General features: G+C 69.2%; 34 protein-coding genes and 1 tRNA gene. 21 read left to right on the plus strand and 14 right to left on the minus strand.

The window, feature by feature from the left end:
- Window positions 1-89: 89 nt before the first annotated feature.
- From rpsR to rpmB, 4 genes are read right to left on the minus strand one after another with little or no spacing between them, the layout of a single operon-like run.
- Complete coding sequence (rpsR, locus tag C7H75_RS06655) at window positions 90-344, minus strand: 30S ribosomal protein S18 (protein WP_005514823.1); 255 nt, start codon at window positions 342-344, stop codon at window positions 90-92.
- Window positions 345-354: 10 nt separating this feature from the next.
- Entirely contained in the window at window positions 355-660 is a 306-nt protein-coding gene (gene rpsN, locus C7H75_RS06660; RefSeq protein ID WP_041673955.1) for a 30S ribosomal protein S14, read from the minus strand.
- Window positions 661-664: 4 nt separating this feature from the next.
- Complete coding sequence (rpmG, locus tag C7H75_RS06665; protein ID WP_013415185.1) at window positions 665-829, minus strand: 50S ribosomal protein L33; 165 nt, start codon at window positions 827-829, stop codon at window positions 665-667.
- Window positions 830-834: 5 nt separating this feature from the next.
- Window positions 835-1,071, minus strand: a complete 237-nt coding sequence (gene rpmB / locus C7H75_RS06670) for a 50S ribosomal protein L28 (RefSeq protein WP_005514820.1) — start codon at window positions 1,069-1,071, stop codon at window positions 835-837.
- 107 nt (window positions 1,072-1,178) lie between these two features.
- Here rpmB and mrf point away from each other — a divergent pair, with 107 nt between their 5' ends.
- From mrf to C7H75_RS25940, 9 genes are all read left to right on the plus strand, one after another.
- Window positions 1,179-2,414, plus strand: a complete 1,236-nt coding sequence (gene mrf, locus C7H75_RS06675) for a ribosome hibernation factor-recruiting GTPase MRF (protein WP_394342301.1) — start codon at window positions 1,179-1,181, stop codon at window positions 2,412-2,414.
- Window positions 2,411-2,680 carry a type B 50S ribosomal protein L31 gene (locus tag C7H75_RS06680; RefSeq protein WP_013415188.1) on the plus strand — a complete coding sequence of 90 codons (270 nt, stop codon included), beginning with the start codon at window positions 2,411-2,413 and terminating at the stop codon, window positions 2,678-2,680. Before mrf ends, C7H75_RS06680 begins: the two co-directional genes overlap by 4 nt.
- 3 nt (window positions 2,681-2,683) lie before the next feature.
- Window positions 2,684-2,857, plus strand: a complete 174-nt coding sequence (gene rpmF, locus C7H75_RS06685; RefSeq protein WP_106851124.1) for a 50S ribosomal protein L32 — start codon at window positions 2,684-2,686, stop codon at window positions 2,855-2,857.
- 33 nt (window positions 2,858-2,890) lie between these two features.
- Window positions 2,891-3,502 carry a trimeric intracellular cation channel family protein gene (locus C7H75_RS06690; RefSeq protein ID WP_013415189.1) on the plus strand — a complete coding sequence of 204 codons (612 nt, stop codon included), beginning with the start codon at window positions 2,891-2,893 and terminating at the stop codon, window positions 3,500-3,502.
- Window positions 3,503-3,564: 62 nt separating this feature from the next.
- Window positions 3,565-4,251, plus strand: coding sequence for a response regulator transcription factor (locus tag C7H75_RS06695; protein WP_005514811.1), 687 nt, complete (start codon window positions 3,565-3,567; stop codon window positions 4,249-4,251).
- Complete coding sequence (locus tag C7H75_RS06700) at window positions 4,251-5,717, plus strand: sensor histidine kinase (protein WP_013415190.1); 1,467 nt, start codon at window positions 4,251-4,253, stop codon at window positions 5,715-5,717. The genes C7H75_RS06695 and C7H75_RS06700 overlap by 1 nt, the downstream gene beginning before the upstream one ends.
- Window positions 5,718-5,896: 179 nt before the next feature.
- On the plus strand, window positions 5,897-7,282 hold the full coding sequence (locus C7H75_RS06705; RefSeq protein WP_005514808.1) for a S1C family serine protease: 1,386 nt from the start codon (window positions 5,897-5,899) through the stop codon (window positions 7,280-7,282).
- 80 nt (window positions 7,283-7,362) lie between these two features.
- Window positions 7,363-7,857 (plus strand): MogA/MoaB family molybdenum cofactor biosynthesis protein, encoded by a 495-nt coding sequence (locus C7H75_RS06710; protein ID WP_005514807.1) that lies wholly within the window; start codon window positions 7,363-7,365, stop codon window positions 7,855-7,857.
- Window positions 7,854-8,021, plus strand: a complete 168-nt coding sequence (locus C7H75_RS25940; RefSeq protein WP_013415193.1) for a hypothetical protein — start codon at window positions 7,854-7,856, stop codon at window positions 8,019-8,021. Before C7H75_RS06710 ends, C7H75_RS25940 begins: the two co-directional genes overlap by 4 nt.
- Before the next feature lie 99 nt (window positions 8,022-8,120).
- Here C7H75_RS25940 and mscL read toward each other — a convergent pair whose 3' ends face one another.
- The 4 genes from mscL to C7H75_RS06730 form a co-directional block, all read right to left on the minus strand.
- The gene (mscL, locus tag C7H75_RS06715) at window positions 8,121-8,558 is read right to left on the minus strand and encodes a large-conductance mechanosensitive channel protein MscL (protein WP_013415194.1); all 438 of its coding nucleotides are present in this window, start codon (window positions 8,556-8,558) and stop codon (window positions 8,121-8,123) included.
- Between the two features lie 78 nt (window positions 8,559-8,636).
- A complete protein-coding gene (locus tag C7H75_RS06720) occupies window positions 8,637-9,341 on the minus strand; it encodes an SAF domain-containing protein (protein WP_106851125.1) in 705 nt (234 codons plus the stop codon).
- A 108-nt stretch (window positions 9,342-9,449) separates the two neighbouring features.
- Window positions 9,450-9,734 carry an FmdB family zinc ribbon protein gene (locus tag C7H75_RS06725; RefSeq protein WP_005514802.1) on the minus strand — a complete coding sequence of 95 codons (285 nt, stop codon included), beginning with the start codon at window positions 9,732-9,734 and terminating at the stop codon, window positions 9,450-9,452.
- A gap of 113 nt (window positions 9,735-9,847) precedes the next feature.
- Window positions 9,848-10,438, minus strand: a complete 591-nt coding sequence (locus C7H75_RS06730) for a 5-formyltetrahydrofolate cyclo-ligase (protein WP_064058050.1) — start codon at window positions 10,436-10,438, stop codon at window positions 9,848-9,850.
- A 61-nt stretch (window positions 10,439-10,499) separates the two neighbouring features.
- On the opposite strand from C7H75_RS06730, the gene C7H75_RS06735 reads away from it, so the two are divergent.
- The 3 genes from C7H75_RS06735 to C7H75_RS06745 are packed head-to-tail and all read left to right on the plus strand — an operon-like array spanning window position 10,500 to window position 13,379.
- Window positions 10,500-11,423: a UTP--glucose-1-phosphate uridylyltransferase gene (locus C7H75_RS06735; RefSeq protein ID WP_005514800.1), complete on the plus strand. Its 924-nt coding sequence runs from the start codon at window positions 10,500-10,502 to the stop codon at window positions 11,421-11,423.
- 53 nt (window positions 11,424-11,476) lie between these two features.
- Complete coding sequence (gene glp / locus C7H75_RS06740; RefSeq protein ID WP_005514799.1) at window positions 11,477-12,736, plus strand: molybdotransferase-like divisome protein Glp; 1,260 nt, start codon at window positions 11,477-11,479, stop codon at window positions 12,734-12,736.
- Window positions 12,737-12,749: 13 nt separating this feature from the next.
- Entirely contained in the window at window positions 12,750-13,379 is a 630-nt protein-coding gene (locus tag C7H75_RS06745; protein WP_226347404.1) for a GNAT family N-acetyltransferase, read from the plus strand.
- A 54-nt stretch (window positions 13,380-13,433) separates the two neighbouring features.
- On the opposite strand, the gene C7H75_RS06750 is transcribed toward C7H75_RS06745, so the two are convergent.
- Window positions 13,434-14,183 carry an MspA family porin gene (locus tag C7H75_RS06750; protein ID WP_064077138.1) on the minus strand — a complete coding sequence of 250 codons (750 nt, stop codon included), beginning with the start codon at window positions 14,181-14,183 and terminating at the stop codon, window positions 13,434-13,436.
- Window positions 14,184-14,703: 520 nt separating this feature from the next.
- Between C7H75_RS06750 and sepX the strand changes: the two genes are divergently transcribed.
- A complete protein-coding gene (gene sepX / locus C7H75_RS06755) occupies window positions 14,704-15,498 on the plus strand; it encodes a divisome protein SepX/GlpR (RefSeq protein ID WP_175280060.1) in 795 nt (264 codons plus the stop codon).
- Between the two features lie 157 nt (window positions 15,499-15,655).
- Window positions 15,656-15,728 (plus strand) — tRNA-Ala (locus C7H75_RS06760).
- A gap of 89 nt (window positions 15,729-15,817) precedes the next feature.
- On the opposite strand, the gene C7H75_RS06765 is transcribed toward C7H75_RS06760, so the two are convergent.
- Window positions 15,818-16,234: a helix-turn-helix domain-containing protein gene (locus C7H75_RS06765; RefSeq protein ID WP_005514792.1), complete on the minus strand. Its 417-nt coding sequence runs from the start codon at window positions 16,232-16,234 to the stop codon at window positions 15,818-15,820.
- A 234-nt stretch (window positions 16,235-16,468) separates the two neighbouring features.
- On the opposite strand from C7H75_RS06765, the gene C7H75_RS25945 reads away from it, so the two are divergent.
- Together C7H75_RS25945 and C7H75_RS06770 are read left to right on the plus strand one after the other, a co-directional pair.
- A complete protein-coding gene (locus C7H75_RS25945; RefSeq protein ID WP_022594568.1) occupies window positions 16,469-16,612 on the plus strand; it encodes a hypothetical protein in 144 nt (47 codons plus the stop codon).
- 130 nt (window positions 16,613-16,742) lie between these two features.
- Complete coding sequence (locus C7H75_RS06770; RefSeq protein WP_064079126.1) at window positions 16,743-17,582, plus strand: SDR family oxidoreductase; 840 nt, start codon at window positions 16,743-16,745, stop codon at window positions 17,580-17,582.
- Here C7H75_RS06770 and C7H75_RS06775 read toward each other — a convergent pair.
- Window positions 17,566-18,258, minus strand: coding sequence for an ABC transporter ATP-binding protein (locus tag C7H75_RS06775; protein WP_013415200.1), 693 nt, complete (start codon window positions 18,256-18,258; stop codon window positions 17,566-17,568). The genes C7H75_RS06770 and C7H75_RS06775 overlap by 17 nt on opposite strands.
- 25 nt (window positions 18,259-18,283) lie before the next feature.
- On the minus strand, window positions 18,284-19,351 hold the full coding sequence (locus tag C7H75_RS06780) for an FtsX-like permease family protein (RefSeq protein WP_106851127.1): 1,068 nt from the start codon (window positions 19,349-19,351) through the stop codon (window positions 18,284-18,286).
- Between the two features lie 128 nt (window positions 19,352-19,479).
- On the opposite strand from C7H75_RS06780, the gene C7H75_RS06785 reads away from it, so the two are divergent.
- From C7H75_RS06785 to C7H75_RS06795, 3 genes are read left to right on the plus strand one after another with little or no spacing between them, the layout of a single operon-like run.
- Complete coding sequence (locus C7H75_RS06785) at window positions 19,480-20,688, plus strand: sensor histidine kinase (protein WP_022594576.1); 1,209 nt, start codon at window positions 19,480-19,482, stop codon at window positions 20,686-20,688.
- A complete protein-coding gene (locus C7H75_RS06790; RefSeq protein ID WP_005514786.1) occupies window positions 20,685-21,311 on the plus strand; it encodes a response regulator in 627 nt (208 codons plus the stop codon). Before C7H75_RS06785 ends, C7H75_RS06790 begins: the two co-directional genes overlap by 4 nt.
- A gap of 22 nt (window positions 21,312-21,333) precedes the next feature.
- Entirely contained in the window at window positions 21,334-21,843 is a 510-nt protein-coding gene (locus C7H75_RS06795) for a DUF2505 domain-containing protein (protein WP_106851128.1), read from the plus strand.
- A gap of 11 nt (window positions 21,844-21,854) precedes the next feature.
- Here the strand turns inward: C7H75_RS06795 and soxR are convergent, their stop codons facing one another.
- Window positions 21,855-22,316, minus strand: coding sequence for a redox-sensitive transcriptional activator SoxR (soxR, locus tag C7H75_RS06800; RefSeq protein WP_005514784.1), 462 nt, complete (start codon window positions 22,314-22,316; stop codon window positions 21,855-21,857).
- A 91-nt stretch (window positions 22,317-22,407) separates the two neighbouring features.
- Between soxR and C7H75_RS06805 the strand changes: the two genes are divergently transcribed.
- Window positions 22,408-23,634, plus strand: coding sequence for an arginine deiminase (locus C7H75_RS06805; protein ID WP_005514783.1), 1,227 nt, complete (start codon window positions 22,408-22,410; stop codon window positions 23,632-23,634).
- 11 nt (window positions 23,635-23,645) lie between these two features.
- On the opposite strand, the gene arsC is transcribed toward C7H75_RS06805, so the two are convergent.
- On the minus strand, window positions 23,646-24,002 hold the full coding sequence (gene arsC, locus C7H75_RS06810) for an arsenate reductase (glutaredoxin) (protein WP_022594582.1): 357 nt from the start codon (window positions 24,000-24,002) through the stop codon (window positions 23,646-23,648).
- Between the two features lie 81 nt (window positions 24,003-24,083).
- On the opposite strand from arsC, the gene C7H75_RS06815 reads away from it, so the two are divergent.
- Entirely contained in the window at window positions 24,084-24,770 is a 687-nt protein-coding gene (locus C7H75_RS06815) for an SDR family oxidoreductase (RefSeq protein WP_005514781.1), read from the plus strand.
- The last annotated feature ends 33 nt before the right edge of the window (window positions 24,771-24,803 follow it).

A 24,803-nucleotide genomic window follows, 5' to 3' on the forward strand; every position in this document is an offset into this window, starting at 1 on the left:
GCGTGCAGCCGCGGCGGACCGTGCGTCGCTCGCCACGAACGCCGAGAGGCCGCGCGGTCGGTCGGACTGCGCGGCCTCTCGGGTGGGTCCTAGCGGCTGGTGAAGGGGAGAAGCGCCATCTCGCGCGCGTTCTTCACCGCCACGGCGACCTGGCGCTGCTGCTGCGGGGTCAGCCCCGTGACGCGGCGGCTACGGATCTTGCCGCGGTCCGAGATGAAGGTGCGCAGGAGGTTGACGTCCTTGTAGTCGACGGTCTCGATGCCCGCGGCGATGAGCGGGTTCTTCTTGGGGCGGCGGCCCTGCTCGCCGCGCGACTTCCTCGACGGTGATCTCTTGACTGCCATTGCTCTTTCCTTACCAGCTCGACTTGTGCACGCCTGGCAGTTCCCCGCGGTGTGCCATCTCGCGTACCCGAACGCGGGAAAGGCCGAACTTTCGCAGGTGACCGCGCGGACGTCCATCCGCGGCGTCTCGATTGCGCAATCGTACCGGACTCGCGTCCCGCGGCAGCCCTGCCAGCCGAAACTGTGCTGTGGCGCGTTCTTCGGGAGTGGACGTGGGCCGCCGGATGGTCTCCTTCAGTTCCGCGCGGAGCGGCGCGTAGCGCGCCACGGTCGCCTTGCGTTGTTCGTTCCGGACGATCTTCGACTTCTTCGCCATGTCGTCAGCGCTCCTCTCGGAAGTCGACGTGCCGGCGCACCACGGGGTCGTAGCGGCGCAGTACCAGACGCTCCGGGTCGTTGCGTCGGTTCTTCCGGGTGTAGTAGCGGTATCCGGTGCCCGCCGTGGACACGATCTTGGTGAGTGGGCGGATCTCGTTGCCTGCCATGGTTTTCAAACCTTCTCTCCGGCGGCCCGGAGGCGGGCGACCACGGCTTCGATGCCGTCGCGGTCGATGGTGCGGATGCCTTTCGGGGTGACGCGCAGGGTGATCCTGCGGCCCTCGCCGGGCAGGAAGTACGTCTTGGTCTGGATGTTGGGGTTCCAGCGCCGATTGGTCCGTCGGTGCGAGTGGGATACGGATCGGCCGAAGCCGGGGCGTCTGCCGGTCACCTGGCAGTGAGCGGACACGGAGGCTCCCTTCCGGCCGTCGAGCGGCCAGTTCTTGAAAACGGTTGTCGATAACGCTGAGTGAGCGTAGTCTCCTGTATCTGTAATGACAATCATTTTCGAAAGGGGTGTTCGTGGCTGTGAAATCGGACGGTCGGACTCCGCTGGTGCTCGTGAGCGGGTGGCGCGGGCCGGTGGAGGAGACGGCCCGCTCGTTCCTCGACGGCCAGGGCACCGTCGTGATCCGTCACGATCTCGCCGACCTCGGGCAGGGCGTCGTGCGCCGGACCGTCACCACGGGGACCGCCGCCGTGCCCGTCGTGACAACCGAGATCCTCGAACTCGCCCACGGGTGCGTGTCCTGCACACTGCGGTTCGACCTGCTCCCGCTGCTGCGGAAGCTGCATGCCCGCAGCACCGTGGACCGCGTCGTCCTCGAACTCGACCCTGCTCTGGAACCCGAAGCGGTGTGCTGGGCGATAGAGCACGTCCCGGTGGTGGGTGTGGTGGGACGGATCGACGGGCCCGCGGCCCGCGACATCCGTGTCGAAGCCGTCGTCACCTGCGTCGACGTCGACGGCTGGTGGGACGCGGTGACCGGCGACGAGGACCTCGACGACGACCGGACCGTGGCGCAGGTCGCCGTGGGACAGGTGGCGTTCGCCGACGCGCTCGTCGTTCACCCCTCCGCGCGCGATCCGTGGTTGACGCACAAGGTTCGCGCGGTGCTGGCCCGCCTCGCACCCGGCGCCCCCGTGGTGTCCGCAGCGGACGGACCCTCGCTCCTGCCGCGGGTCGGCGCCGACGCCCGCCGAGGTCGGGTCGACGGTGCCCATTCGCCGCTGCTGCGCGGACGTCCACCGCTCGAGGAGGAACACGGTGTCGCACTCGTCGAGTTCACCGCGCGCCGACCGTTCCACCCGGGTCGGCTGCACGAGGCGATCGACGTCCTGCTCGACGGGGTCGTCACCGCCCGCGGCCGGCTCTGGCTCGCGACGCGGCCCGACGCCGCGCTGTGGCTCGAATCCGCCGGCGGGGGACTGCGGGTGGCCGCTGCCGACCGCTGGCTCGCCGACATGACCGACGACGAGACCGAGCTCGTCGACCCGGAGCGTCGAGCTCTCGCCGCGCTGCGGTGGGACGACCGGTTCGGCGACCGGGACACCTCGATGGTGGTGCTCGTCCACGACGTCGAGCCGGAGGAGATCACCGCCGCGCTCGGGTGGGCGCTGGTCACCGAGCGTGAACTCGCGGACGAGGCGGCGTGGCCCACATGGGACGACCCGTTCGGCGAATTCCATACCGACCCCTGCGCCGAGGCACCCCTCGGTGCCTTCGAGAAGAACGGAGAGAACGCATCGTGAAGACCGGAATCCATCCCGACTACCGACCCGTCGTGTTCCAGGACGCGAACACCGGAACGGCATTTCTCACGAGATCGACGGCACACACCGACCGCACCGTCGTGTGGGAGGACGGCCGCAGCTATCCGCTCGTGGTCGTCGACGTGACCAGCGCGTCCCATCCCTTCTGGACGGGCGCGGACAGGATCGTCGACACCGAGGGACGAGTCGAGAAGTTCGAGCGCCGGTACGGCCGTCGCACCCGTCGCGGACCTCGGGAGGGCTGACCGATGGGGGTACCGAAGCGGCGCCTGTCGCGCGCCAACACCCGCAAGCGGCGGGCGCAGTGGAAGGCGGCGGCCCCCGCGCTGGTGACGGTCACCGTGGGTGGGCAGTCGTTCCGCGTTCCCCGACGTCTGGTGCGGGCTGTCCGACTCGGGGTGATCGATCCGTCGCGCCTGTGACGGCCGCCATGTCGGCCGTGCGAGGCTGTCGGCGTGCTGCTGAAGATCCTCGAACTGGTGGGCATCGTCGCGTTCGCCGCGTCCGGTGCCCTCGTCGGGGTCAGTAAGCGCTTCGACATCTTCGGGGTGTGCGTCGTCGGTGTCTTCACCGGCATCGGCGGCGGCATCGTGCGCGACATCCTCCTCGGGATCCATCCGCCGACGTCGCTGACGAACTGGCCTCTGTTCGGGACCGCGGCCGTGACGTCGATGGTCGTGTTCTTCCTGCACTCGGCGCTCGGCAGGCTGCGCCGCGAGATCCTGGTGCTGGACGCGCTCGGCATGGGATTGTTCGCGAGCACCGGCGCCGTGATCGCCCTCGACGCCGGTGCCGGAGCGCTCGCGTCGGTGCTGATCGGGGCCACCGCCGCGATCGGCGGCGGCATCCTGCGCGACGTCCTGGTGAACGAGGTGCCGCTGCTGCTGCACCGCGACCTGTACGCGATACCCGCGCTGCTGGGCGCCGGGATCGTGGTGGCGGGGACGTCGGCGGGTCTGACCGGCGACACCTCGCTCGTGATCGGGACGGTGGTGGCGTCGGGGCTGCGTCTGCTGGCGCTGTGGCGGAGCTGGTCGCTGCCCGGCCCACGGCTGTCCCGCGAGTGACCCGACACGCGTGAACGGGATCCTCTCAGCGGGATCTCAGCCGGTGGGGCCAAAATGTCGGCATGCGCATATTGGTGGTCGACGACGACCGGGCGGTGCGGGAGTCGCTGCGGCGATCCCTGAGCTTCAACGGCTACACGGTCGATCTCGCCGTCGACGGCATGGATGCGCTCGAGAAGGTCGCGGCGTCGCGCCCCGATGCCCTCGTGCTCGACGTGATGATGCCGCGCCTGGACGGACTCGAGGTGTGCCGCCGACTGCGCAGCACCGGCGACGATCTGCCGATTCTCGTTCTCACCGCCCGTGATTCGGTGTCCGAGCGGGTCGCCGGCCTGGACGCCGGTGCCGACGACTACCTGCCCAAGCCGTTCGCGCTCGAGGAGTTGCTCGCCCGTCTGCGCGCCCTGCTGCGCCGGGCTGCGCCGGCCGCCGGGGACGACTCCGAGGCCATGACGTTCGAGGACCTCACGCTGGACCCGGTGACCCGCGAGGTGACCCGCGGCGGTCGCTCGATCAGCCTCACCCGCACCGAGTTCGCGCTGCTCGAGATGCTGATGGCGAACCCGCGCCGGGTGTTGTCCCGCAGCCGCATCCTCGAGGAGGTGTGGGGTTACGACTTCCCGACGTCGGGCAATGCGCTCGAGGTGTACGTCGGCTACCTGCGGCGCAAGACCGAGGCCGACGGTGAGCCGCGCCTGATCCACACGGTGCGCGGTGTCGGTTACGTCCTGCGGGAGACGCCTCCGTGATGGGTGCGCCCTTCGGTAGGTCCGGTCCGCCGTCACAGCCCGCGTCGCCGCCCCCGTTCCGCCCCATGCGGCCCGTGCAGCACGAGATGCGGCCCCCGATGCCGCTGACGCGATCGGTGTCGCTGCGCTGGCGGGTGACGCTGCTGGCGGCGTCGGTCGTCGCGATCGCGGTGGCGCTCATGGCGTTCGCCGCGTATGCGGTGGTGTCGCGGGCGTTGTATGCGGACGTCGACCACCAACTGCGTTCCCGCGCATCCGCCATCGTCGACAACGACCTCATCACGTTCGACCCGCGGTACATCGCGGGCGCCACCCTCTACACCACCGATATCAGTGTGGCGCTGATCTTCCCGGATCTGAACAAGTACATCCCGCCGGGTTCCGTGGTGCCGATCGGCCCAGCCGAACTGGCCGTCGCCCGTGGGCAGCTCGACTCGTCGCTGCGCACCGTCGAGGGTAACCGGGTGCTGGCCGAGCGAACCCGCGACGGCAGCACCCTGGTGATCGCGCAGCGTCTGGAACCGACCGAGGACGTTCTCGACCGGCTCGCGTGGGTGCTGTTCGTGGTTGGCGGTTGCGGCGTCGTACTCGCGGCGGCCGCCGGCACCACCGTGGGACGCACCGGTCTGCGGCCGATCGCGCGGTTGACCGCCGCGGCCGAACGGGTCGCGCGCACCGACGACCTCACGCCCATCCCGGTGACCGGTAACGACGAACTCGCCCGGCTCACCGTCAGTTTCAACACCATGCTGCGCGCGCTCGGGGAGTCGCGGAACCGGCAGAGCCGCCTGGTGGCGGACGCCGGACACGAACTGCGCACGCCGCTGACGTCGCTGCGCACCAACATGGAGCTGCTGATCGCGTCGAGCCGCCCCGGCGCGCCGAGCATCCCCGACGAGGACATGGCCGATCTGCGCGCGGACGTCGTCGCGCAGATCGAGGAGCTGTCCACGCTCGTCGGCGACCTCGTGGACCTGGCCCGCGAGGACGCCCCCGAGACGGTGTTCGAACTCGTCGACCTGAGCGAGGTGGTCGAACGATCGTTGGAGAAGGCGCGCCGTCGCCGCAACGAGATCGACTTCGAGGCACGGACGACGCCGTGGTTCATCTACGGCGACCAGGCCGGGCTGTCCCGAGCCGTGCTCAACGTCCTCGACAATGCAGCGAAGTGGAGCCCCACCGGGGACCGTGTCGATGTCACGATGCGGCAGATCGGGGACCGGCTCCTCGAACTCGTCGTCGACGATGCGGGCCCGGGCATTCCGCTCGAGGACCGCGAACTGGTCTTCGAGCGGTTCTACCGGTCCACCGCCTCGCGCTCCATGCCCGGGTCGGGCCTCGGCCTGGCCATCGTCCGGCAGGTCGTCGTCAAACACGGCGGCACGATCGCGGTGGAGACGTCGGACCGGGGCGGCACCCGGATCCGCATCGTGTTGCCGGGCGAGCCCGAGGCCGAGGGGCGCTGATCCGTTCGGTCGGTTCGTTCGGCCGCTCTGCTGTCCGAATTGTGTTGTTGGCCAGCGCGGGTAAGGACACGGGAAACTGAAAGGACCGTCTCAGCGGCCTCTCAGACGGGCCGGGCAGTCTGGTAGTCAGCGACCCACCAGCGCCGCCCGACACAGGCGGACAGACAGAAAGCGGTGCGATGACCGACGACCGTAATCCTCACGGTGACCCGAACCAGGGCAATCCCTACCAGGGTCATCCCGCCCAGAACGCCCACCAGCACGGCGAGGGACAGCAGCCGTCCGCTCCGCGCGATCCGTGGAGCCCCGGAGCCGGCTACCACCCGACGACGCCGCAGGGCGCCGGCGGCTACCCGGGCTACCCGCAGCAGCCCGGGTACCAGGCGGGGTACCGCCCGACCGAGCAGATCCCGACGGTCGGTGCCACGGGAACCCTGCCCACCACCGGTGCGCCGACGCCGTCCACCGAGCCCCGGCGGGTGGGCCGGACGGCTCTCGTGGCGGGCGCAGTCGCGCTGGCGCTCGTGAGCGGCGGCATCGGTGGCGTCGTGGGATCGCTCGCGTCGTCGAACAACGGCAGCAGTGCCCCCGTCTCGAACGCGCTCGACGCACCGAAGCCCAGCACCAGTCCCGCGTCCAACGCGCCGGCGGGGTCCGTCGAGGCCGTCGCCGCCAAGGTCGTGCCGAGCGTCGTGCAGATCCAGGTCGCGGGCACCCGCGGTGAAGGCGAGGGCTCCGGTGTGATCCTCTCGTCCGACGGACTGATCATGACCAACAACCACGTCATCGCCGGCGGCGGAACCGACGGCAAGCTGCTGGTCGCGTTCTCGGACGGCAGCACGGCCCCGGCCACCCTCGTCGGTACCGACCCCACCTCGGACATCGCGGTCATCAAGGTCGACGGCAAGTCCGGCCTGACCCCGATCGAGCTGGGCTCGTCCGAGGACGTCAAGGTCGGCGAGGAGGTCGTCGCGATCGGTTCGCCGCTCGGCCTGGCCGGCACCGTCACCGCCGGCATCGTCTCCGCGCTCGACCGCCCCGTGTCGACGAGCGGGGAGACCGGCAACCAGAACACCGTCATCGACGCGATCCAGACGGACGCCGCGATCAACCCGGGCAACTCGGGTGGCGCGCTGGTGAACATGGAAGGCCAACTGGTCGGCATCAACACCGCGATCGCGACGGCCGGTGGGCAGGGCGGATCGATCGGACTCGGCTTCGCGATCCCCGTCGACCAGGCCCGGCGCATCGCCGACGAACTGGTGAAGACCGGCAAGGCCACGCAGGCGATCATCGGCGTCCAGGTCGCGGCCAAGGACGCGACGGGCGGCGCGACGGTGGTCGACGTCACCGGCGGCGGACCGGCCGAGAAGGCCGGCATCCCGAAGGGTGCGGTCGTCACCAAGGTCGACGATCGCGTGATCACGAGCGGGGACGCGCTGATCGCCGCGATCCGCTCCCACGCGCCCGGCGACAAGGTGAGCGTCACGTACAAGGACCCGTCCGGCAACAGCAAGACCGTCGACGTCGAACTCGGCACCGCGCCCACCACGGGCGGCCGTTGATGAACTCCGGAGCGCGACCGGCGCCGCGGATTCTCCGCCACGTCCCGACGTCGTCGGACGCTGCCACTACGGTGGGAACCATGGAACTGGAATCACCGATGGCCGGACGAGCTCTCGTCGTCATCGTCGACGATCGCACCGCCCACGGCGACCTCGACTCGACGGGTCCGCTCGTCACCGAACTGCTCACCGAGGCCGGATTCCTGGTGGACGCGACCGTCGCGGTGACCGCGGACGAGGTGGAGATTCGCAACGCGCTCAACACCGCGGTGATCGGCGGTGTCGACCTGGTGATCTCGGTCGGCGGCACCGGCGTCACCCCGCGTGACGTCACCCCCGAGGCCACCGCCGAGGTTCTCGATCGCGAGTTGCCCGGTATCAGTGAGGCACTCAGGTCCTCGGGTCTGGCGGCCGGCGCGGTCGACGCGGTGATCTCGCGCGGTCTGGTCGGTATCTCCGGCAGCACCCTGGTGGCCAATCTCGCGGCGTCGCGGGCGGCCGTCCGCGACGGCATGGCGACGCTGACGCCGCTCGCGAGCCACGTCATCGGTCAGTTGTCGGCGATCGACGAATGACCCAGGAAAAGAAGAAGGAGATCGACCGGGCACGGCTGGACGCCGTGTTCGGAACGGTCCTGCCCGACCAGACGTCGGACGAGCGGTCCCCGGACGGCGAGTCGCGCGGCGACGGCACTCCGGACGAGTGGCTGCGTCGTCAGGTGCCCCCGCACCACGGCTGATCTCGAGTCGCTCGGACGGCGACTCCCGCGGGAGAGAAGAAACGATGCGCGTGCCCTCCGGAGGGCACGCGCATCGTCGTTTCGGTGTGGGCCGACGGATCAGTCGTCGACTCGGGTGTGCCTGCCGTCGGACTCCGCGGACGAGGCCTCGCCGATGCGGCCCTCGGCCAGGATGTCGCGAATCTGGATGAGCAGGTCCGCCTCACTGGCTTTCGTGTCCTCTTCCTCCGTCGCGAAACGGGCCTTGACGGCGTTCGCGGGGACGATCAGGACGAAGTAGACGACGGCAGCGATGATGACGAAATTGATGATCGCGGTCACCACGGCGCCGACGTTGACGAACGTCGCGTCGTTGCCCTCGATGATCGCCATACCCCAGGGAAGGTCGTCGGATCCGCCGACCGCGGCGATGAGCGGGCTGATGATGTTGTCGGTGAACGCGGTCACGATCGCGGTGAACGCGGCGCCGACGACCACCGCGACCGCCAGATCCAGGACATTGCCCCGGAGCAGGAAGTCCTTGAATCCCTTGAGCATCTGTGCCCCCTCGCTTGGAATGACTGGTGCACCAGCAGACCCTAATTCACGGGGACACGGTGGGCGACCGGCGCGCGTTCACCGCAGGGTCACCGTGAGCGCGTCGGTCAACGATGCGGTCGCCACCGCCCCCGCGGCGGGCGCCGGCAGCGCGAGCATCACGACGCGGTCGCGCCGTCCCGCACCGGACGATTCGGGGGAGACGAGCACCACCGTGGCGTCGGTTGCCAGCACGGTGGCGGCGGGCCGTCGCGTCTCGGTGGGCCCGGACGTCTGGTCCACGGTCAGGACGTCGACGCGGTCGCCGGCGCGGATGAGTTCGGACAGACCCGGATCCGTCAGCCGGACCGGCACCATCCGCGCGTCGGGCGCCCCGGCAGCGGCCTCGGTGAGCCGGGGGCCGAGGAGACGGACATCGGTGAGCATCTCGCCCGCCCGTACCGGTGAGGCGACGGTGCGGCCGGAGGCGTCGGCGACGACACGCACGGATCCCTCGGGAAGATCAGGGTCCGGGCGGGCGACGATCCGGACGTCGTCGGGGGTGAGCACCGTTCCGGGGGTCAGATCGTGCGCCGCGACGAGGACCGGGGCGCCCGAGTCACGTAATCCGTCGCGCAGCAGGAGCACCCCGGCGGCGACGATCAGGACACCGGCGGTGACCCGCCGGGCCGTGTCGGTGCGGGCCCAGTCCGGACGCACAGCGGCGCCGACCCTGCCCAGCAGGGTCGGCGCCAGCGACGCATCGGGACTCGGCCCCCGGGAACGGACGGAATACTTCGGCATGCCGTCGGACGCTACGGCCGGGTGCGAGGAACCGGCCGGGGCTTTCCTGGGCGGACCGATCTGCCTGTGGATGAGTCCGGAGCTGTGGAGAAAGTGGTTCGGCGGCGGCTAGCTCGCGGCGGCCGTGCTCGATCCGCTCGTGGTGGACGAGGAAGAGGAAGCAGTCGACGTCGACTCCGACTTCTTCGCGGGCTCGCTCACGGTGCTCGAGCCGCCGCCACGGCTGTCGGTGCGGTAGAAGCCGCTGCCCTTGAACACGATGCCGACCGAGTTGAACAGCTTGCGGAGCTTGCCCGAGCATGCCGGGCACACGGTCAGGGTGTCGTCGCTGAACGACTGCACGATGTCGAACTTGTTGTCGCACTCGGTGCAGGCGTACGAGTAGGTGGGCACTGGGGTTCCTCCGCACTGTGTAGTCAAACCGCAGGTGTTGGCACTCTACAGTCGACAGTGCCAACAGCGGAAACCAGCATGCTATTTCCGCGAGTGAGCGAACGTCGCGAAAGTCACTCGTCGCGCAGCCGGACCAGCCCGCGGCCCGGGGTGAGCGCGTAGTGCATCCGGACGTCGTGCGGGTCGGCGGGCAGTGTGGGCACCAACTCGCAGTCGCGTACCACCGCGACGAGTGCCGCGCCGGGATCGGCGCAGCCGAGGGTGCGGTCGTAGAACCCGGCTCCTCGGCCCAGTCGGGTGCCCCGCTCGTCCACGGCGAGCGCCGGGACGAAGATCACGGACGCGGACGCGACCTCGCCGGCCGGCAACACCGGACCGGAGGGTTCCTGCAGTCCGTGGCCCGCCGCGGCCAGCCCTTCGGCGCCCGTGAACTCGGCCCACTCGAGCGGGCCGGGTTCACCGGTGACCGGGAGCAGCACCCGCAACCCGGCCGCACGCAGCGCGTCGAGCATCTCGATGGAACCTGGTTCCGAGCCGACAGGCACGTACGCGCACACCGTCGCCCCCGCCGGAGCCGTCGATCCGGCCACGGAAACCGCCGTCGCGGCCAGCGCCCGCGCCTCGGCCGCCCGCGTTCCGGAGGACACCGCACGGCGTTCGCGGAGGACGTGAGCACGCCATTCCGCCTTGGAGAGCGAATTCATGACCGCCACCTTAGGATCGCTCCGTCCGGCCGCGGGGGCCGGATGGATAGGGTGGTGAGTTATGACAGATGCCGTCACCAATGACAACAGGTGCTTCCGGACGGCGGTCGTGCCCGCTGCAGGGATGGGAACGCGGTTCCTACCTGCGACGAAGACCGTTCCGAAGGAGTTACTCCCGGTGGTCGACACGCCGGGCATCGAGTTGGTGGCGGGTGAGGCGGCCGATTCGGGGGCGAACCGTCTCGTCATCGTGACCTCGCCCGGTAAGGACGGTGTCGTCGCTCACTTCGTCGAGGATCTCGTCCTCGAGAGCAAGCTCGAAGCCAGCGGCAAGTACCACCTGCTCGAGAAGGTCCGGAAGGCTCCGGGACTGCTGGAGGTCGACTCCGTCGTGCAGGCCGAGCCGCTGGGCCTCGGTCACGCGGTCGGGTGCGCCGAAGCGGTGCTCGACGACGACGAGGACGCCATCGCGGTGCTCCTGCCGGACGATCTGGTGATGCCGCGCGGCGTGCTCGAGACCATGGCGCGGGTGCGCGCCAAGCGCGGCGGCAGCGTGCTGTGCGCCATCGACGTGCCCAAGGAGCAGGTCAGCGCGTACGGCGTGTTCGACGTCGAGACAGTCCCGGACGCGACCAACCCGGACGTCCTCAAGGTCGTCGGAATGGTCGAGAAGCCGGCGATGGAGGACGCTCCGTCCACCTTCGCCGCGGCCGGCCGGTACCTGCTCGACCGCGCGATCTTCGACGCCTTGCGCCGGATCGAGCCGGGCGCGGGCGGCGAACTCCAGCTCACCGACGCCATCGCACTGCTGATCTCCGAGGGACATCCCGTCCACGTCGTGGTCCATCGCGGAACTCGACACGATCTGGGAAATCCCGGCGGTTACCTGCGGGCTGCGGTTGACTTTGCGTTGAACAGCGACGAGTACGGTCCGTCGCTGCGTGAGTGGCTGGCCGACCGACTGCAGCAGCCTTCCGCCGAATAGCGGTTCGCAGCAGTACAGGTCGGGTCGACAGGGTCTGGAGGACGAGAAACCACATGCGCTCGGTTGAGGAGCAGCAGTCGAGAGTGACTGCTGCCGCGGTGGCGCCCCGGCCCGTCCGGGTGGCGATCTCCGAGGCGCAGGGGCTGCTCTGCGCGGAGGAAGTGGTGACCGAACGGCCACTGCCAGGCTTCGACCAGGCCGCGATCGACGGCTATGCGGTTCGCAGTGTCGACGTCCTCGCCGCGGGCACCGATGTCCGCGGCGAGGACGGCGAGCCCACCGAGCTCACACTGCCGGTGGTCGGTGAGGTCACCGCGGGCTCGCGTCAGCCGATCAGGCTCCAGCCCCGGCAGGCGGTGCGGGTCGACACCGGTGCGCCGCTGCCGACTCTCGCGGACGCCGTCCTGCCGATGGACCGCACCGACGGCGGTCACGTGCGGGTCAAGGTCTACAAGCCGGTGCGGTCCGGCGACTACGTCCGACGCGCCGGTGACGATGTCCAGCCCGGCGACGTCGCGGTCCGGGCGGGCACGATCATCGGCGCCGCCCAGGTCGGGCTGCTCGCCGCGGTCGGCCGGGACAAGGTTCTCGTGCATCCACGGCCACGCCTGTCGGTGATATCGGTGGGCGGCGAACTCGTCGACATCGACCGCACGCCCGGCCCGGGGCAGGTGTACGACGTCAATTCGTACGCGCTCGCGGCCGCCGCGCGGGACGCCGGCGCCGACGTCAACCGGGTCGGCATCGCGACGATGGATCCGCGGCGGCTCCGGGAAGTCGTCGAGGGGCAGTTGATCCGCTCCGAGATCGTCGTCATCGCGGGCGCCGTCGGGGGTGGCGCGTCCGACGAGGTGCGCGAGGCGCTCGCGGATCTGGGCGATCTCGAGGTGGAGCGGGTGGCGATGCACCCGGGATCCGTGCAGGGTTTCGGACAGTTGGGGCGCGACGAGGTGCCGACGTTCCTGCTGCCGTCCAATCCGGTCAGTGCGCTCGTGGTGTTCGAGGTGATGGTGCGGCCGCTGATCCGTATCGCCCTGGGCCGGCGGCAGCCGATGCGCCGGATCGTCACGGCCCGGTCGGTCGCCCCGATCACGTCCATCGCGAACCGCAAGGGCTTTCTGCGGGGACAACTGATGCGGGACGAAACCACCGGCGAGTACCTCGTGCAGGCGCTCGGCGGAGCGCCGGGAGCGTCGTCGCACCTGCTCGCCACGTTGGCCGAGGCCAACTGTCTGGTGCTCGTCGACCCCGAGGTCACCGAGGTTCGGGCCGGTGAAGAGGTGGAAGTCGCGTTCCTTGCGCAGCGGGGCTGAGCGGGGCGGATCGGTGCATCCTGGATGGCCTGCCCGGGTCGGGCCGCTGCGGGTGACGGCGGGCCGGGTAACGCTGCGGCCCATCCGGTTACGTGATGCGGCGACGTGGAGTCGGCTGCGCATCGTCAATCGGGAGCATCTCGAGCCGTGGGAGCCCACCGGGCAGGCGCCGTGGGACGATCGGCACCATGTCACCGTCTGGCCGGGCCTGTGTTCAAGCCTGCGCTCCGAGGCCCGCAAAGGCCGCATGCTGCCGATGGTCATCGAACTCGACGGTCGCTACTGCGGCCAGATCACGGTCGGCAACATCATCCGAGGCGCCCTGAGTTCGGCGTGGATCGGCTACTGGGTCACGAAGGACGTCGGCGGCCAGGGGGTGGCGACCGCCGCCCTCGCACTCGGTTTGGACCACTGCTTCGGTCCCATGGGACTGCATCGCGTGGAAGCCACCGTGCGCCCGGAAAACGTTGCGAGCCGGGCAGTTCTGGAACACGCCGGGTTCCGGGAGGAGGGATTGCTGCGCCGCTACCTCGACGTCGACGGCCAATGGCGGGACCACCTGCTGGTGGCGATGACGGTGGAAGAGGTTCCGGGCTCGATCTCCGACCGGTTGGTGCGGGCCGGACGCGCCACGTGGGGCTGACGGCCGAGCGACCCCGCCGGGGCCCGACGCCCGACGAGGCCGCTCGGCCGCGGATCACACGATGACGGGCGGGCCGTAACTGACGACGACGTCGTCGGCGATATCGGTCGACGCGGTGAAGATCGCGTAGGACCGCACCGACACCGTGCCGAGGGCGTGATTGACCTCGAGGTGCACGTCGCGCAGCGTGATGGCGCACTGCGTCGACTTGCACTCCTTCTTCTGGACCGGGACGGTCGCGATGGTGCCGGGCGCGATCTGCGTCGAGAGGTTGCCCTCGACCGGTGTCTCGACGCCCAGCTCGAGGGCCTGCCCGTTGAACAGTTCCACTACCGCCGGGACCTCCGGGTCGGCGGTCAGGATCAGATTCTCGGAGACCTCCGGAATGAAGACGGCGCCCGGCGTGACGCCGGCGTTGCCGGTGATGACGGCGCCGTTCGAAACGTCGGCCTGGTAGCCGATCTGGTAGCCGACCTCGAGGGTACCGCCGGTGTACGGCGAGCCGCCGTTGCCACTCACCGTGGCGAGCGCCCGCTGGCTCGCGAAGAGGTCGCGCGTGAACTGGTTGCCCGAGAGCGGTTGCACGCTGTTGATGGATTGCCCCGTCTGCTCGACGGTGAGATCCCAGCCGTCGAAGCTCACGGTGTGGGCGGAGGTGTTCTCCTGCTGGGTCACGGCGGCGCCCGCGGTGCCTAAGGCGCCCGCCAGCAGCAGGGCCGCCGAGCCGGCGACGACCGCGGTGGCCGAGCGGGTGAAGGAGCGGCGGCGAAAGTGGCGAAGTAAAGACCGGCGATTCGCGTGCATGGGAATTCCTCGTCTTCTCCTGTTGCGCGACCGGTGGGAAATCCCGGCCTCGGGCGGTGTGGACAGGCCGCTTCGCGAGTGCCTGTCCCGGTTGCAGTATTGGGGCTGAATCACTGATCCGTAAGATTTTGGCGACTTGTTTTTCCTAGATTTGATCAAGGGTCGCTAACGATTTGGAATCGACCGCACAATTTGTCGCTTTTCTGCGGCGGCCGAAGGTCGATTGCAGCTCGCTGTGCCGTTTCGCGTCAGATGTCGGGTCAGCTGCCGCCGGCGGCCGGCCTGCCACCGTGCGGCGCCTCGGTGGGGCGTCGTTTGCTGGGTGGACCCGGGACGGCGCGGGGTGGAAGGAATCTCGAGGCTGCAATTTCTTCCTCGAGAGGTGATAATCGAGTGACGGGTGTGACACCTGCGAAACTTGAGTCGGCGCGTCTGCGACGATTCGTGCCTCGCTGCCACTACCCTGAACGGGTCATTGGCGACATCAGTGCTGGTAGACGAATGGGAGGAGGCCGCCGGTATGCCGAGTTCCTCGATCATCTGGATCGCGCTCGTCGCCGTCTGGCTGTTCGTCCTTGTTCCGATGCTTGTCAGCAGGCGGCCTCGGATCCGGCAGACGACCGACGCAGCCCTCGCGACTCGAGTGCTGTTTCAAGGCGGGGCGAAGCGGACGGCGCGGGGTCCCGCGGCCGGGCACCGCAGCGACCCGAACTGGCGACCGGCACCGGATTTCGGTGACACCCACAGCGACGACCACCATGGCACGGACGCGGAGGATCGAATGAACGCTCACGCCGACGACGACCCGAGGGCGCGCGACCGCGGCGCCGCGGGAGAGTACGTACCGGACCGACGCGGCCGGGGTGGATTCGACCCCGAGGCCGACGCGATCGCCCGCGCGGCCCGATACCAGTTCCGTCAGCGCTCCGTGCTGGGATTGGTGTTCGCGTCCCTGCTCACGGCCGGGTTGGCCGTGGCACTCACCCCCGTCATGTGGTGGGTCTTTGCGCTGACGTTCGTCGGACTGGGGTTCTATCTGGCATATCTGCGCCGACAGGTGCACATGGAGCAGGCCATTCGCCGCCGCCGGATGGCCCGGGTCGGCCGGTCGCGACTCGGTGTGGAGTCGCTCTCCGACGACGAACTTCGCCTCGTCCCGTCGCGGTTGCGCCGGCCCGGCGCAGTGGTCCTCGAGGTCGACGACGGGGACCCGGCGTTCGACCACCTCGACTACTACGACGCGGAGACGGCCGAGTACGGGTACGACGACAGCCGTTACCGAGACGAGGATCTGCGCAGAGCGTCGGGACAGTAGTCCGACAGGTTTTGCGAAGGGCGTCCGATCACCGATCGGGCGCCCTTCGCGTTGTCGGGTGTCGGCGCGAATTGTGGCCGCTGACCAGCCGATTCGTTATCCGGAGGCATGTCCTGTTAGAGTTTCGGAGCGGTCAGGGAACGATGGACCGTGGTTCGGGGCTGTGGCGCAGTTGGTAGCGCGCTTCGTTCGCATCGAAGAGGTCAGGGGTTCGATTCCCCTCAGCTCCACCGGAAAGAAGGCCCCCTCCCTCGGGAGGGGGCCTTCTTCGTGTTTCTCCCGATCCCGGGCGGGGTTCACCGACTCACCGGGACCGTGGTCAGCGTGAAGCGTCCGGGGGGATCTCCGGTAGGCCCTCCGCTGCGCGCAGCTTCTCCGCGAGCGTCGTCAACAGCGTCTGGGACTCTTCGGACAGATCGAATGCACGGGTCGCGAGCCTGCGCAGCCCGTAGCCCTGCAACTGGTTGAGCAGCTCGAGATCGTGATCGATCTTGGAGGCGTAGATGTCGTTGAAGAAGTACGCCGGCTTGACCTTGAAGAACTTCGCGAAGGCGGCCACGGTCTCGTCCGACGGATTGCTTCGCTGGCCGGAGCGCAGCTGCGAGATGTACGGCTTGGAGATCTTGTGTCCGTCCGCGATGAGGGCGTTCGCCACTTCTGCGTTGGTATGCGGCTTCCGGCCCGGGGGATGGACGGTCTCGAAGAGCTTGTTCAGCCGTGCGGCGAAATCAGACATCGCGACGATAGTAGCACCGGTGATAGCCAATCGGTAGCTCGAAAGTGTCGACTGGTCAGGCGTTCGGCGTGTTCGTTGAATGGCCCGGATGGGATGGTAATTGCGGCGGTGCTACTCGAATAGCTTCGCCGTTGCTCGAATTCTTTTCCGGCAATTCCGGCGCTCTGCCGGTCAATTCCGGCCCGGCTGGCGAACCCCGGCCACACCGGGGAGACTTGTGACATGGACCGCAGAATGAGCGACAACGAATTGCGCAGGGCGATTCGCGTGCTGCGCGATCGGGCGGACGACGCCCGAAGCCACGGACGCCCCGAGGACGCGGACGGCATCGAGAGAACCATCCGCGACTACCAGGACGAGATGGCGCAGCGCCTCTGAGAAGAGGGCCCCTCGGAGTCCGATTCGCGCTGCCCCCGCGCCGACGCCTCGTTCGGCGCGGATGCCTCGTGTGCGACGTACACTGCCGGGACTGGACGGACCGATCGGCGAAGGCGGGGGACGGCAGACGATGGCGATCAGAACACTCGACGGGAAGAAGTGTCTCGTCACCGGTGCGGCCAGTGGGATCGGGCGGGCGACCGCCGTCGCGGCGGCGGGCAGAGGCGCGGAGTTGGTGCTCACCGACGTGAACGAGGTCGGTCTGGCGGAGACAGTCGCGCTGTGCGGTGGTGCGGGTGGGAAGGTGTTGTCCGCGCGCGCTTTCGACATCACCGACTTCGACGCCGTCACCGACTTCGCGAACGACGTGCACGAGGAGTTCGGCAGTCTCGACGTGGTCATGAACGTCGCCGGGATCTCTGCGTGGGGCACGGTGGAAAATCTCGAGCATCGGCACTGGAAGTCGATGGTCGACGTCAATCTGATGGGCCCCATCCACGTCATCGAGCGCTTCGTGCCGCCGATGATCGCGGCCGGCCGCGGGGGACACCTCGTGAACGTCTCGTCCGCGGCCGGGTTGCTGGCGCTGCCGTGGCATGCGGCGTACAGCGCCGGCAAGTTCGGGTTGCGTGGAGTGTCGGAGGTCCTGCGGTTCGACCTCAAGCGGCACGGTATCGGCGTGAGCCTGGTGGTCCCGGGTGGCGTGAAGACACCCCTGGTCGAAACGGTGCAGATCGCGGGCATCGACAGACAGGACCCGCGCGTGCAGAAGCTCACCCGGCGTTTCGAGAAGCACGCCGTCACGCCCGAGAAGGTGGCCGACTGCATCCTGGCCGGGATCGTGAAGAACCGTTTCCTGGTCTACACGTCGAACGACATCCGATTCGGATACTGGTGGGCCCGGAAGTTCGCCCCGCCGTACGAGTTCGTGATGCAGAAGGCCAACGACCGGTTCAGTTCACTGCTGTAGCGATCGGGCGCGGCCGCAGCGCACCGCTGTGCATCTCGAACGCGGCGTCGACGAGATCGAGTTGGCTCAGGTCGTGGGTCACCATGACCGTCGCGACGGATCGTTCGCGGCTCAGGTCCGCCAACAGCGCGACGATCTCCCGGCTGCGTTCCTCGTCGAGGGCCGACGTGGGCTCGTCGACCAGGAGCACCGCGGGGTCGTTGACGAGTGAGCGGGCGATCGCGACCCGCTGTCGCTGCCCACCGGAGAGCTGGTTCGGCCGCCGGTCGAGCTGGCCCTCGAGACCGAGGCTGCTGAGCAGGTCTCGGGCGCGGCGCCGGCTCTCGCGCACCTTGCCGCCGTTCAGATGCGTGATCATCTCGAGTTGCTCGGTGGCGGTGAGGGACGGCAGCAGGTTCGACTGCTGGAACACGAAACCGAGCTTCTCGCGCCGCACGTCGGTGCGGGCGCCGCGGTCGAGGCCCGTGACGTCGGTGCCGTCGATCGTGACGGTGCCGGAATCCGGCGTGGTCAGCAACCCTGCGACGGCCAGGACGCTCGACTTGCCGGATCCGGACGGTCCGGTCACGGCGACCAGTTCCCCGCGGCTCACGTGGAGACTCACGTCGTCGAGGGCGCGCAGGCGGGTGTCGCCGTCGGGGTAGGTGAGGACGATGTCACGCAGGTCGATGCTCATGGAAACCTTTCGTGGAGGGGGCGGCTCAGCGGGCGGTCGCGAGCGCGGACTGCGGGTCGATGGAGACGATGCGGGCCAGGGCGGCGGTCGCACCCACCATGCCCATCACGATCAATGCCACGAACGGGACGAGGGTGCCCGTCAGGGTCAGCGTGAAGGGCACGAACTGCGACGCGATGGCGCCGAGTCCCGCCGCGGCGAGGGCGCCGAGGCCGGCACCGAGGACGAGCACGATCAGCGACTGGCCGAGTGCATCCTTGAGCAGGTACTTCGTGGAGGCGCCGACGGCCTTGAGGACCGCGAGATCCTGGCTGCGCTGGATGGTCCAGACGGTGAAGAACGCGCCGACCACCAGGGCACTGACCGTCATGAGCATCGCCTGCATGAGGAGCAGCGAGCCCCGCTCGGACGTGTAGGAGCCGATCGCGTCGAGCGCACCCTTCTGGTCGGTGATCGACGTGCCGGTCGCGGCGGCAGCACCGTCGGCGTCGAACCCGCCCGACGTGCGCAGCGCGACGACGGTGCCGTCGCTGCCGCCCGCGGACGGCAGCTGCGTCCACACCCCGTGGTCGATCCACACCACGGGCTGATGGCTGTAGAGGGAGTCGTCGACGAGTGCGTTGATCGTGAACGTCTGGGCACCGATGGTGATTCGGCTACCGGCGTCCCAGCCGTTGTCCTTCGCGAGATCGGCGTCGACGGCGGCCGAACCGGCATCGAGCGGTACGGGGGCGGCGAAGGAATCGCCGTCGACTCCGAACGCGGAGGCGGCCACCTCCCTGCTGCCGTTGCTGATCCGGACCGGCGCGATGCCGACGATCGCGGCCTCGTCGACACCGGCCGTCGCGGCCAGAGCGTCGCGCTGTTGTTCGGTGACGGTGGATTCGCCGAACGAGAGCGACTGGCCCTCTGCGGGTTCACCGAACGCGAAGTTGTCGGCGCCGATGTGCTGGACCGCGGCGATCGATTGGTTGCCCAGACCCGTGGTCAGCCCCGACAGCATGACGACCATCAGGGAGATCAGGAACAGGGCCGAGCTCATGAGGGCGAACCGGCCCTTGGCGAAGCGGAGATCTCGAATACTGAGGAACATGTGATCCAGCGTCGCGGAGAAGGGGTGGTCGGGGCATCGCGCATCGGTTGACTTCCCCGGTCCATCGAAAGTAGGAGTCCGTGCTTGGCGGCGGTGAGCGTGGGATCGGCGGTGTTAGCGTGAGTGAAATGCAGACCTCCGACGCGTACCACCCCGGCGGTGTCGCCCCCGTGCTGCGCGCCATGCAGATCGGCGCGCACTTCCTCTTCCTGCTCCTGCTCGCCATCGGTGTCGGACGGGTTCTCGTCACGAAGGGCGCCGACGGTTGGTGGATCGTCGCGATCGCGGTCGCGGAACTGCTCTGGTACGGCTGCGGAGTGCTCTTCGCCCGTGGCGCGCGAAACGGCGGCGCCGTGGACAAGGCGTCCGGGCGGTCGTGGCTGGGCATCCTCGTCCTCGGCTGGCTGGCGCTCGTGGTCTCGGACCCCAACTTCGTCTGGCTCGTGTTCGCGCTGTTCTTCCTGTGCTTTCACCTGCTGACGATTCCGCAGGCGTTCGGAGCGACCGTGGCGCTCACGGCGGTGTCGATCACGGCGAGCCTGTGGCACGGCGTCACCGAGACGGTGCCGTCGATCGTGGGGCCGCTCATCGGTGCGGCCGTCGCCGCGGGCATGGCGACGGTGTACCAGTTGCTGGTGCGGGAGGCCGCCGAACGACAGCTGCTGGTCGACGAACTCACCGAGGCGCATCGCGAACTCCTGGGCGCACAGGACGAACTGGGCGCCCTGCAACGCGAATCCGGTGCCCTGGAGGAACGTTCACGGCTCGCCCGGGACATCCACGACACCCTCGCGCAGGGCTTCTCGTCGATCCTGCTGCTGGCCCGCGCGGGCCGGCGCGGCAACGACGCCGCGCCGATCTTCGACCAGATCGCCGATACCGCGCAGGAGAATCTGGTGGAGGCTCGCCGGGTGGTGGCGGCGCTCGCGCCCGCCGACCTGGAATCGGCGCCCCTCGAGTCGGCGTTGCGGCGCCTGGTCGCCCAACTCGGCGACCAGACCGGCATCATCGGTGAAGTGCACACCGACGGCGAGGACGTCCCCCTGCCGATGGACTACGACGTCGCGTTGCTGCGGGTCGCGCAGAGTTCGCTCGCGAACGTCCGCCTGCATTCGCGGGCGCAGCGGGTGCGGGTGACACTCACCTACGAGGCGGACGAGGTGCGCCTGGACGTCGTCGACGACGGGATCGGTTTCGATACCCGCGAGGCCGGTGGATTCGGTCTGCGGGCCATGCGCGAGCGACTCGCGGAGTTGGGAGGAACGTTGGTCGTGGAGAGTGCTCCGAACGACGGGACTGCGGTTGCCGCAACACTTCCGGTGGGGAGGCCGCTGTGAGTGGCGTGCGGGTGCTTCTGGTCGACGACCATCCCGTCGTGCGAGCGGGACTGCGCGCCCTGCTCGCGTCGCACGACGGTGTGGACGTGGTGGCGGAGGCGTCGTCGGGCGAGGAGGCGGTGGCGCTGGCCGGGAGCACCGAACCCGATGTCGTGCTGATGGATCTTCGGCTCGGCGCCGGCCTGGACGGTGCGGGGGCGACGGCACGGATCACCGCGGCCGAGAATCCACCGCGTGTCGTCGTGCTCACCACCTACGACACCGACGCCGACATCCTGCGCGCGGTGGAGGCGGGTGCCTCCGGATACCTGCTCAAGGACACGGCGCCGGAGGTGCTGATCGAGTCGGTGTTCGCGGCGGCGCGAGGTGACACGGTGTTGGATCCGGATGTGGCGCAACGGCTCTACCGGCGTATGCAGCAGCCGAGAGTGGAGCTCAGCGGCCGGGAGGTCGAGGTTCTGGACCTGGTGGCGCAGGGACTGTCGAACCGGGCCATCGCGAAGCAGTTGTTCGTGAGCGAGGCCACCGTCAAGTCTCATCTGGTACATGCGTTCACGAAACTCGGTGTCGACAGTCGCACCGCTGCGGTGGCCGCGGCCCGCGAACGAGGCCTGATCACCTGACGGATCGGGTAGCGTCCGACGCATGCCGAAGAGTTTCGAGTTCTCGGCCGAGTTCGCGCATCCGGTCGAGCGTGTGTACGCCGTGCTGACCGACGAAGCCTACTGGCGCGGGCGACTGGCTCCCGACTCGCGCGCAGCCGTGCAGGTGGTCGACTCCCTCGACGGGGACGGGCGGCCACTGGTGACGGTGACGATGACCGAGACGGTCGATTCGGCCAGTTTTCCGGCGTTGGTGCGCAAGGCAGTTCGCGGTGAGATGCGTATGCAGCGTGTCGACTCGTGGAGTCCTGTCGGCGACGGCCGGGCGTCGGGTCGGGTCGAGGGGACGTCGACGGGCATACCGGTCGTGATCCGCGGCGACTACGACCTGGGCCCGCACGCGGGCGGGGCGCTGCTCGCGGTGCGCGGAACGGTCACCGCGAAGGTCCCCGTGATCGGAGGCAGCATCGAGACTCTCGCCCGCCAGATGGTGGGGCAGATGGTGACCCGAGACCGTGACGAGGTGCTGCGCCGACTCACCGACATCGGCTGAGTGCGGGCGGGTCAGTCGATCTCGACATCGATGACCCGAGCCCCGGGCCCCTCGGTGCCGAGTTCGTCGTGCGGGTTGGCGAGAGTGCAACTCGCCAGGGACAGGCACCCGCAGCCGATGCAGTTGGTGAGGTCGTCGCGCAGCCGGGTGAGTTGTTCGATGCGCCGGTCGAGGTCGGCGTGCCAGCGGCTCGACAGCCGCGCCCAGTCGCTGCGGTTGGGGGTGCGGCCGTCGGGGAGCGTGGACAGTGCGTCCCGGATCTCGGCGAGCGGTATCCCGACTTTCTGGGACAGCCGGACGAACGCGACCCTGCGCAGCACGTCGCGCTTGTAGCGGCGTTGGTTGCCGCTGGTCCGGCGGCTCGAGATGAGGCCCTCGCGTTCGTAGAAGTGCAGCGCCGAGACCGCCACCCCGCTGCGCTCCGACAGCTGTCCGGGCGTGAGTTCCCTGGTGTTCCAATCCGGCATTTCCACTCCGTCCACCCTTCCCGTGCGCCAACCTCGACAATACTCGAGGATTGGGGCGTGGGATGCCGTCCGGCGCGGGCGGGACTACCGTTTACCCATGAGCGTGCAGGAGCCGGCGAAACCGGGGGTCGACACCGAGGTGGGCGCGCTGCGCACGGTGCTGCTGCACCGTCCCGGCGACGAACTGCGCAGACTGACCCCGCGCAACAACGACCAACTGCTCTTCGACGGCCTGCCCTGGCTGGACCGCGCGCAGGAAGAGCACGACGCGTTCGCCGACGTGCTTCGCGGGCGCGGAGTGGAGGTGCTGCTGCTCGCCGACCTGCTGGCCGAGACGCTCACCACGAGCGGTGCGGCACGGATGCAGGGCATTTCGGCGGCCGTCGACCCGCGCAAACTGGGGCACGCACTCGCGCAGGACCTCGCCGCGCACCTGCGCGGGATTCCCGCGGCCGACCTGGCCGACGTCCTCACCGCCGGGATGACGTTCGACGAGTTGCCGATCGGCACCGGTGCCGCGACCCCGTCGCTGGTCCGGTTGATGCACCACGGCGGCGACTTCGTGATCGACCCACTGCCGAACCTGCTGTTCACGCGGGATTCGTCGTTCTGGGTGGGCGGCCGCTTCGCGATCACGACCCTCGCCCTCCCGGCGCGGGCGCGCGAGGCGTCGCTCACCGACCTCATCTATGCGCATCACCCGCGCTTCCGTGGGGTGCGGCGGGCCTACGAATCGCACACCGCCCCGGTGGAAGGCGGCGACGTCCTGCTGCTCGCCCCCGGGGTGATCGCGGTCGGGGTGGGGGAGCGGACTACGCCGGCCGGTGCCGAAGCGTTGGCGCGCAGCGTCTTCGAGGACGGACTGGCGCACACCGTGCTGGCGGTGCCGATCGAGCAACGGCGGGCGTCCATGCACCTCGACACCGTCCTGACGATGGTCGACACCGATGCGGTCGTGATGTACCCGGCTGTTCGGGAAACCCTGTCGGCCTTCACGATCCGCAGCCTGGACGGAAGCGCGCGGATCAGCGGGCCGGAGCCCTTCCTCGAGGCCGCCGCAGCCGCGATGGGGATCGGGAAGCTGCGGGTGATCGACACCGGACTCGATCACGTCACCGCCGAGCGCGAGCAGTGGGACGACGGCAACAACACGCTCGCGCTCGCGCCCGGCGTCGTGGTCGCCTACGAGCGCAACGTCGAGACCAACGCGCGAATGGAGGCATCGGGCATCGAGGTGTTGCGAATCTCCGGCTCCGAGTTGGGGTCCGGGCGGGGCGGACCGCGCTGTATGTCGTGTCCGATAGCACGCGATCCGCTGCCCTGAGCCCACGGCGGTCAGAGGATGTCGCGCACCTTCTCGTACGGCCGCGCCAGCACGGTGCCGCGGTCGGTCACGACGATGGGGCGTTCGATGAGGATCGGGTTGTCGACCATCGCGTCGAGCAGTTCGTCCTCGGAGGCGCTCGCGAGGCCGAGTTCCTTGTAGACGGCCTCCTTCTTTCGGATCGCTTCGCTCGGGCGCAGGCCCGCGTCGTCGAGCAGTTTGCGCAGTCCGTCCCGCGAAGGCGGCGTCTCGAGGTACTTGACGACGGTCGGCTCGAGGCCGGCTTCCTCGATGAGTTTCAACGTGTTCCGCGACGTGCTGCAGCGGGGATTGTGATAGATCGTTGCGTTCTTTGCGGTACCTGCCATGCCTGCCATTCTGCACGGGGACAATGGATGACGGAGCATGGAGACCAGCTAGTCACGAACTCAGCGTGAGGAGTGTTGGACATGACCGATCGACGCATCGTCATCGCCGGCGGGCACGGCAAGATCGCCAGGCACCTGATCAAGGAGTTGACCGCGTCGGGCGACCGCGCGGTGGCACTGATCCGAAACCCGGACCACGTGGGCCCGGTGCGGGCGCTCGGTGCGCTGCCGGTGGTGATCGACCTCGAAACCGCGACCGTCGACGAGGTGGCGGACGTCGTCCGTGGTGCCGACGCGGTCGTGTTCGCGGCCGGCGCCGGACCGGGCAGCGGCGCGGACCGGAAGGACAGCGTCGATCGCGGCGCCGCGGTCCTCATGGCCGATGCCGCCGAGCGGGCCGGGGTGCGGAGGTTCATCCAGGTCAGCTCCTTCGGCGCCGGTGAGCCGATTCCCGACGGCACCGACGAGGTGTTCGCGGCTTACCTCGTCGCGAAGACCGCCGCCGAGGACGACCTGAGGCGGCGGGACGGCCTGGACTGGACGATCCTGCGGCCCGGAGGACTCACCGACGACGATCCGACGGGCGAGGTCACGTTGACGGAGCCGCCGCTCGAACGCGGCACGGTGCCACGGGGCGATGTCGCAGCCGTCATCGCCGCGTTGCTCGCGTCGGACGGGGACGGCCGTCCGCCGCGTGCGGTCCGGCGCACGCTGATGCTCACGGAGGGGTCGTTCTCCATTGAGGACGCCCTCGCCGCGTTACCGTGAATCCACTCGACAGGGGGCGGATGAGCAGGAAGG

The organism is Rhodococcus (subgen. Prescottella) equi (assembly GCF_003013675.1).
Classification (GTDB): Bacteria; Actinomycetota; Actinomycetes; order Mycobacteriales; family Mycobacteriaceae; genus Prescottella; species Prescottella equi.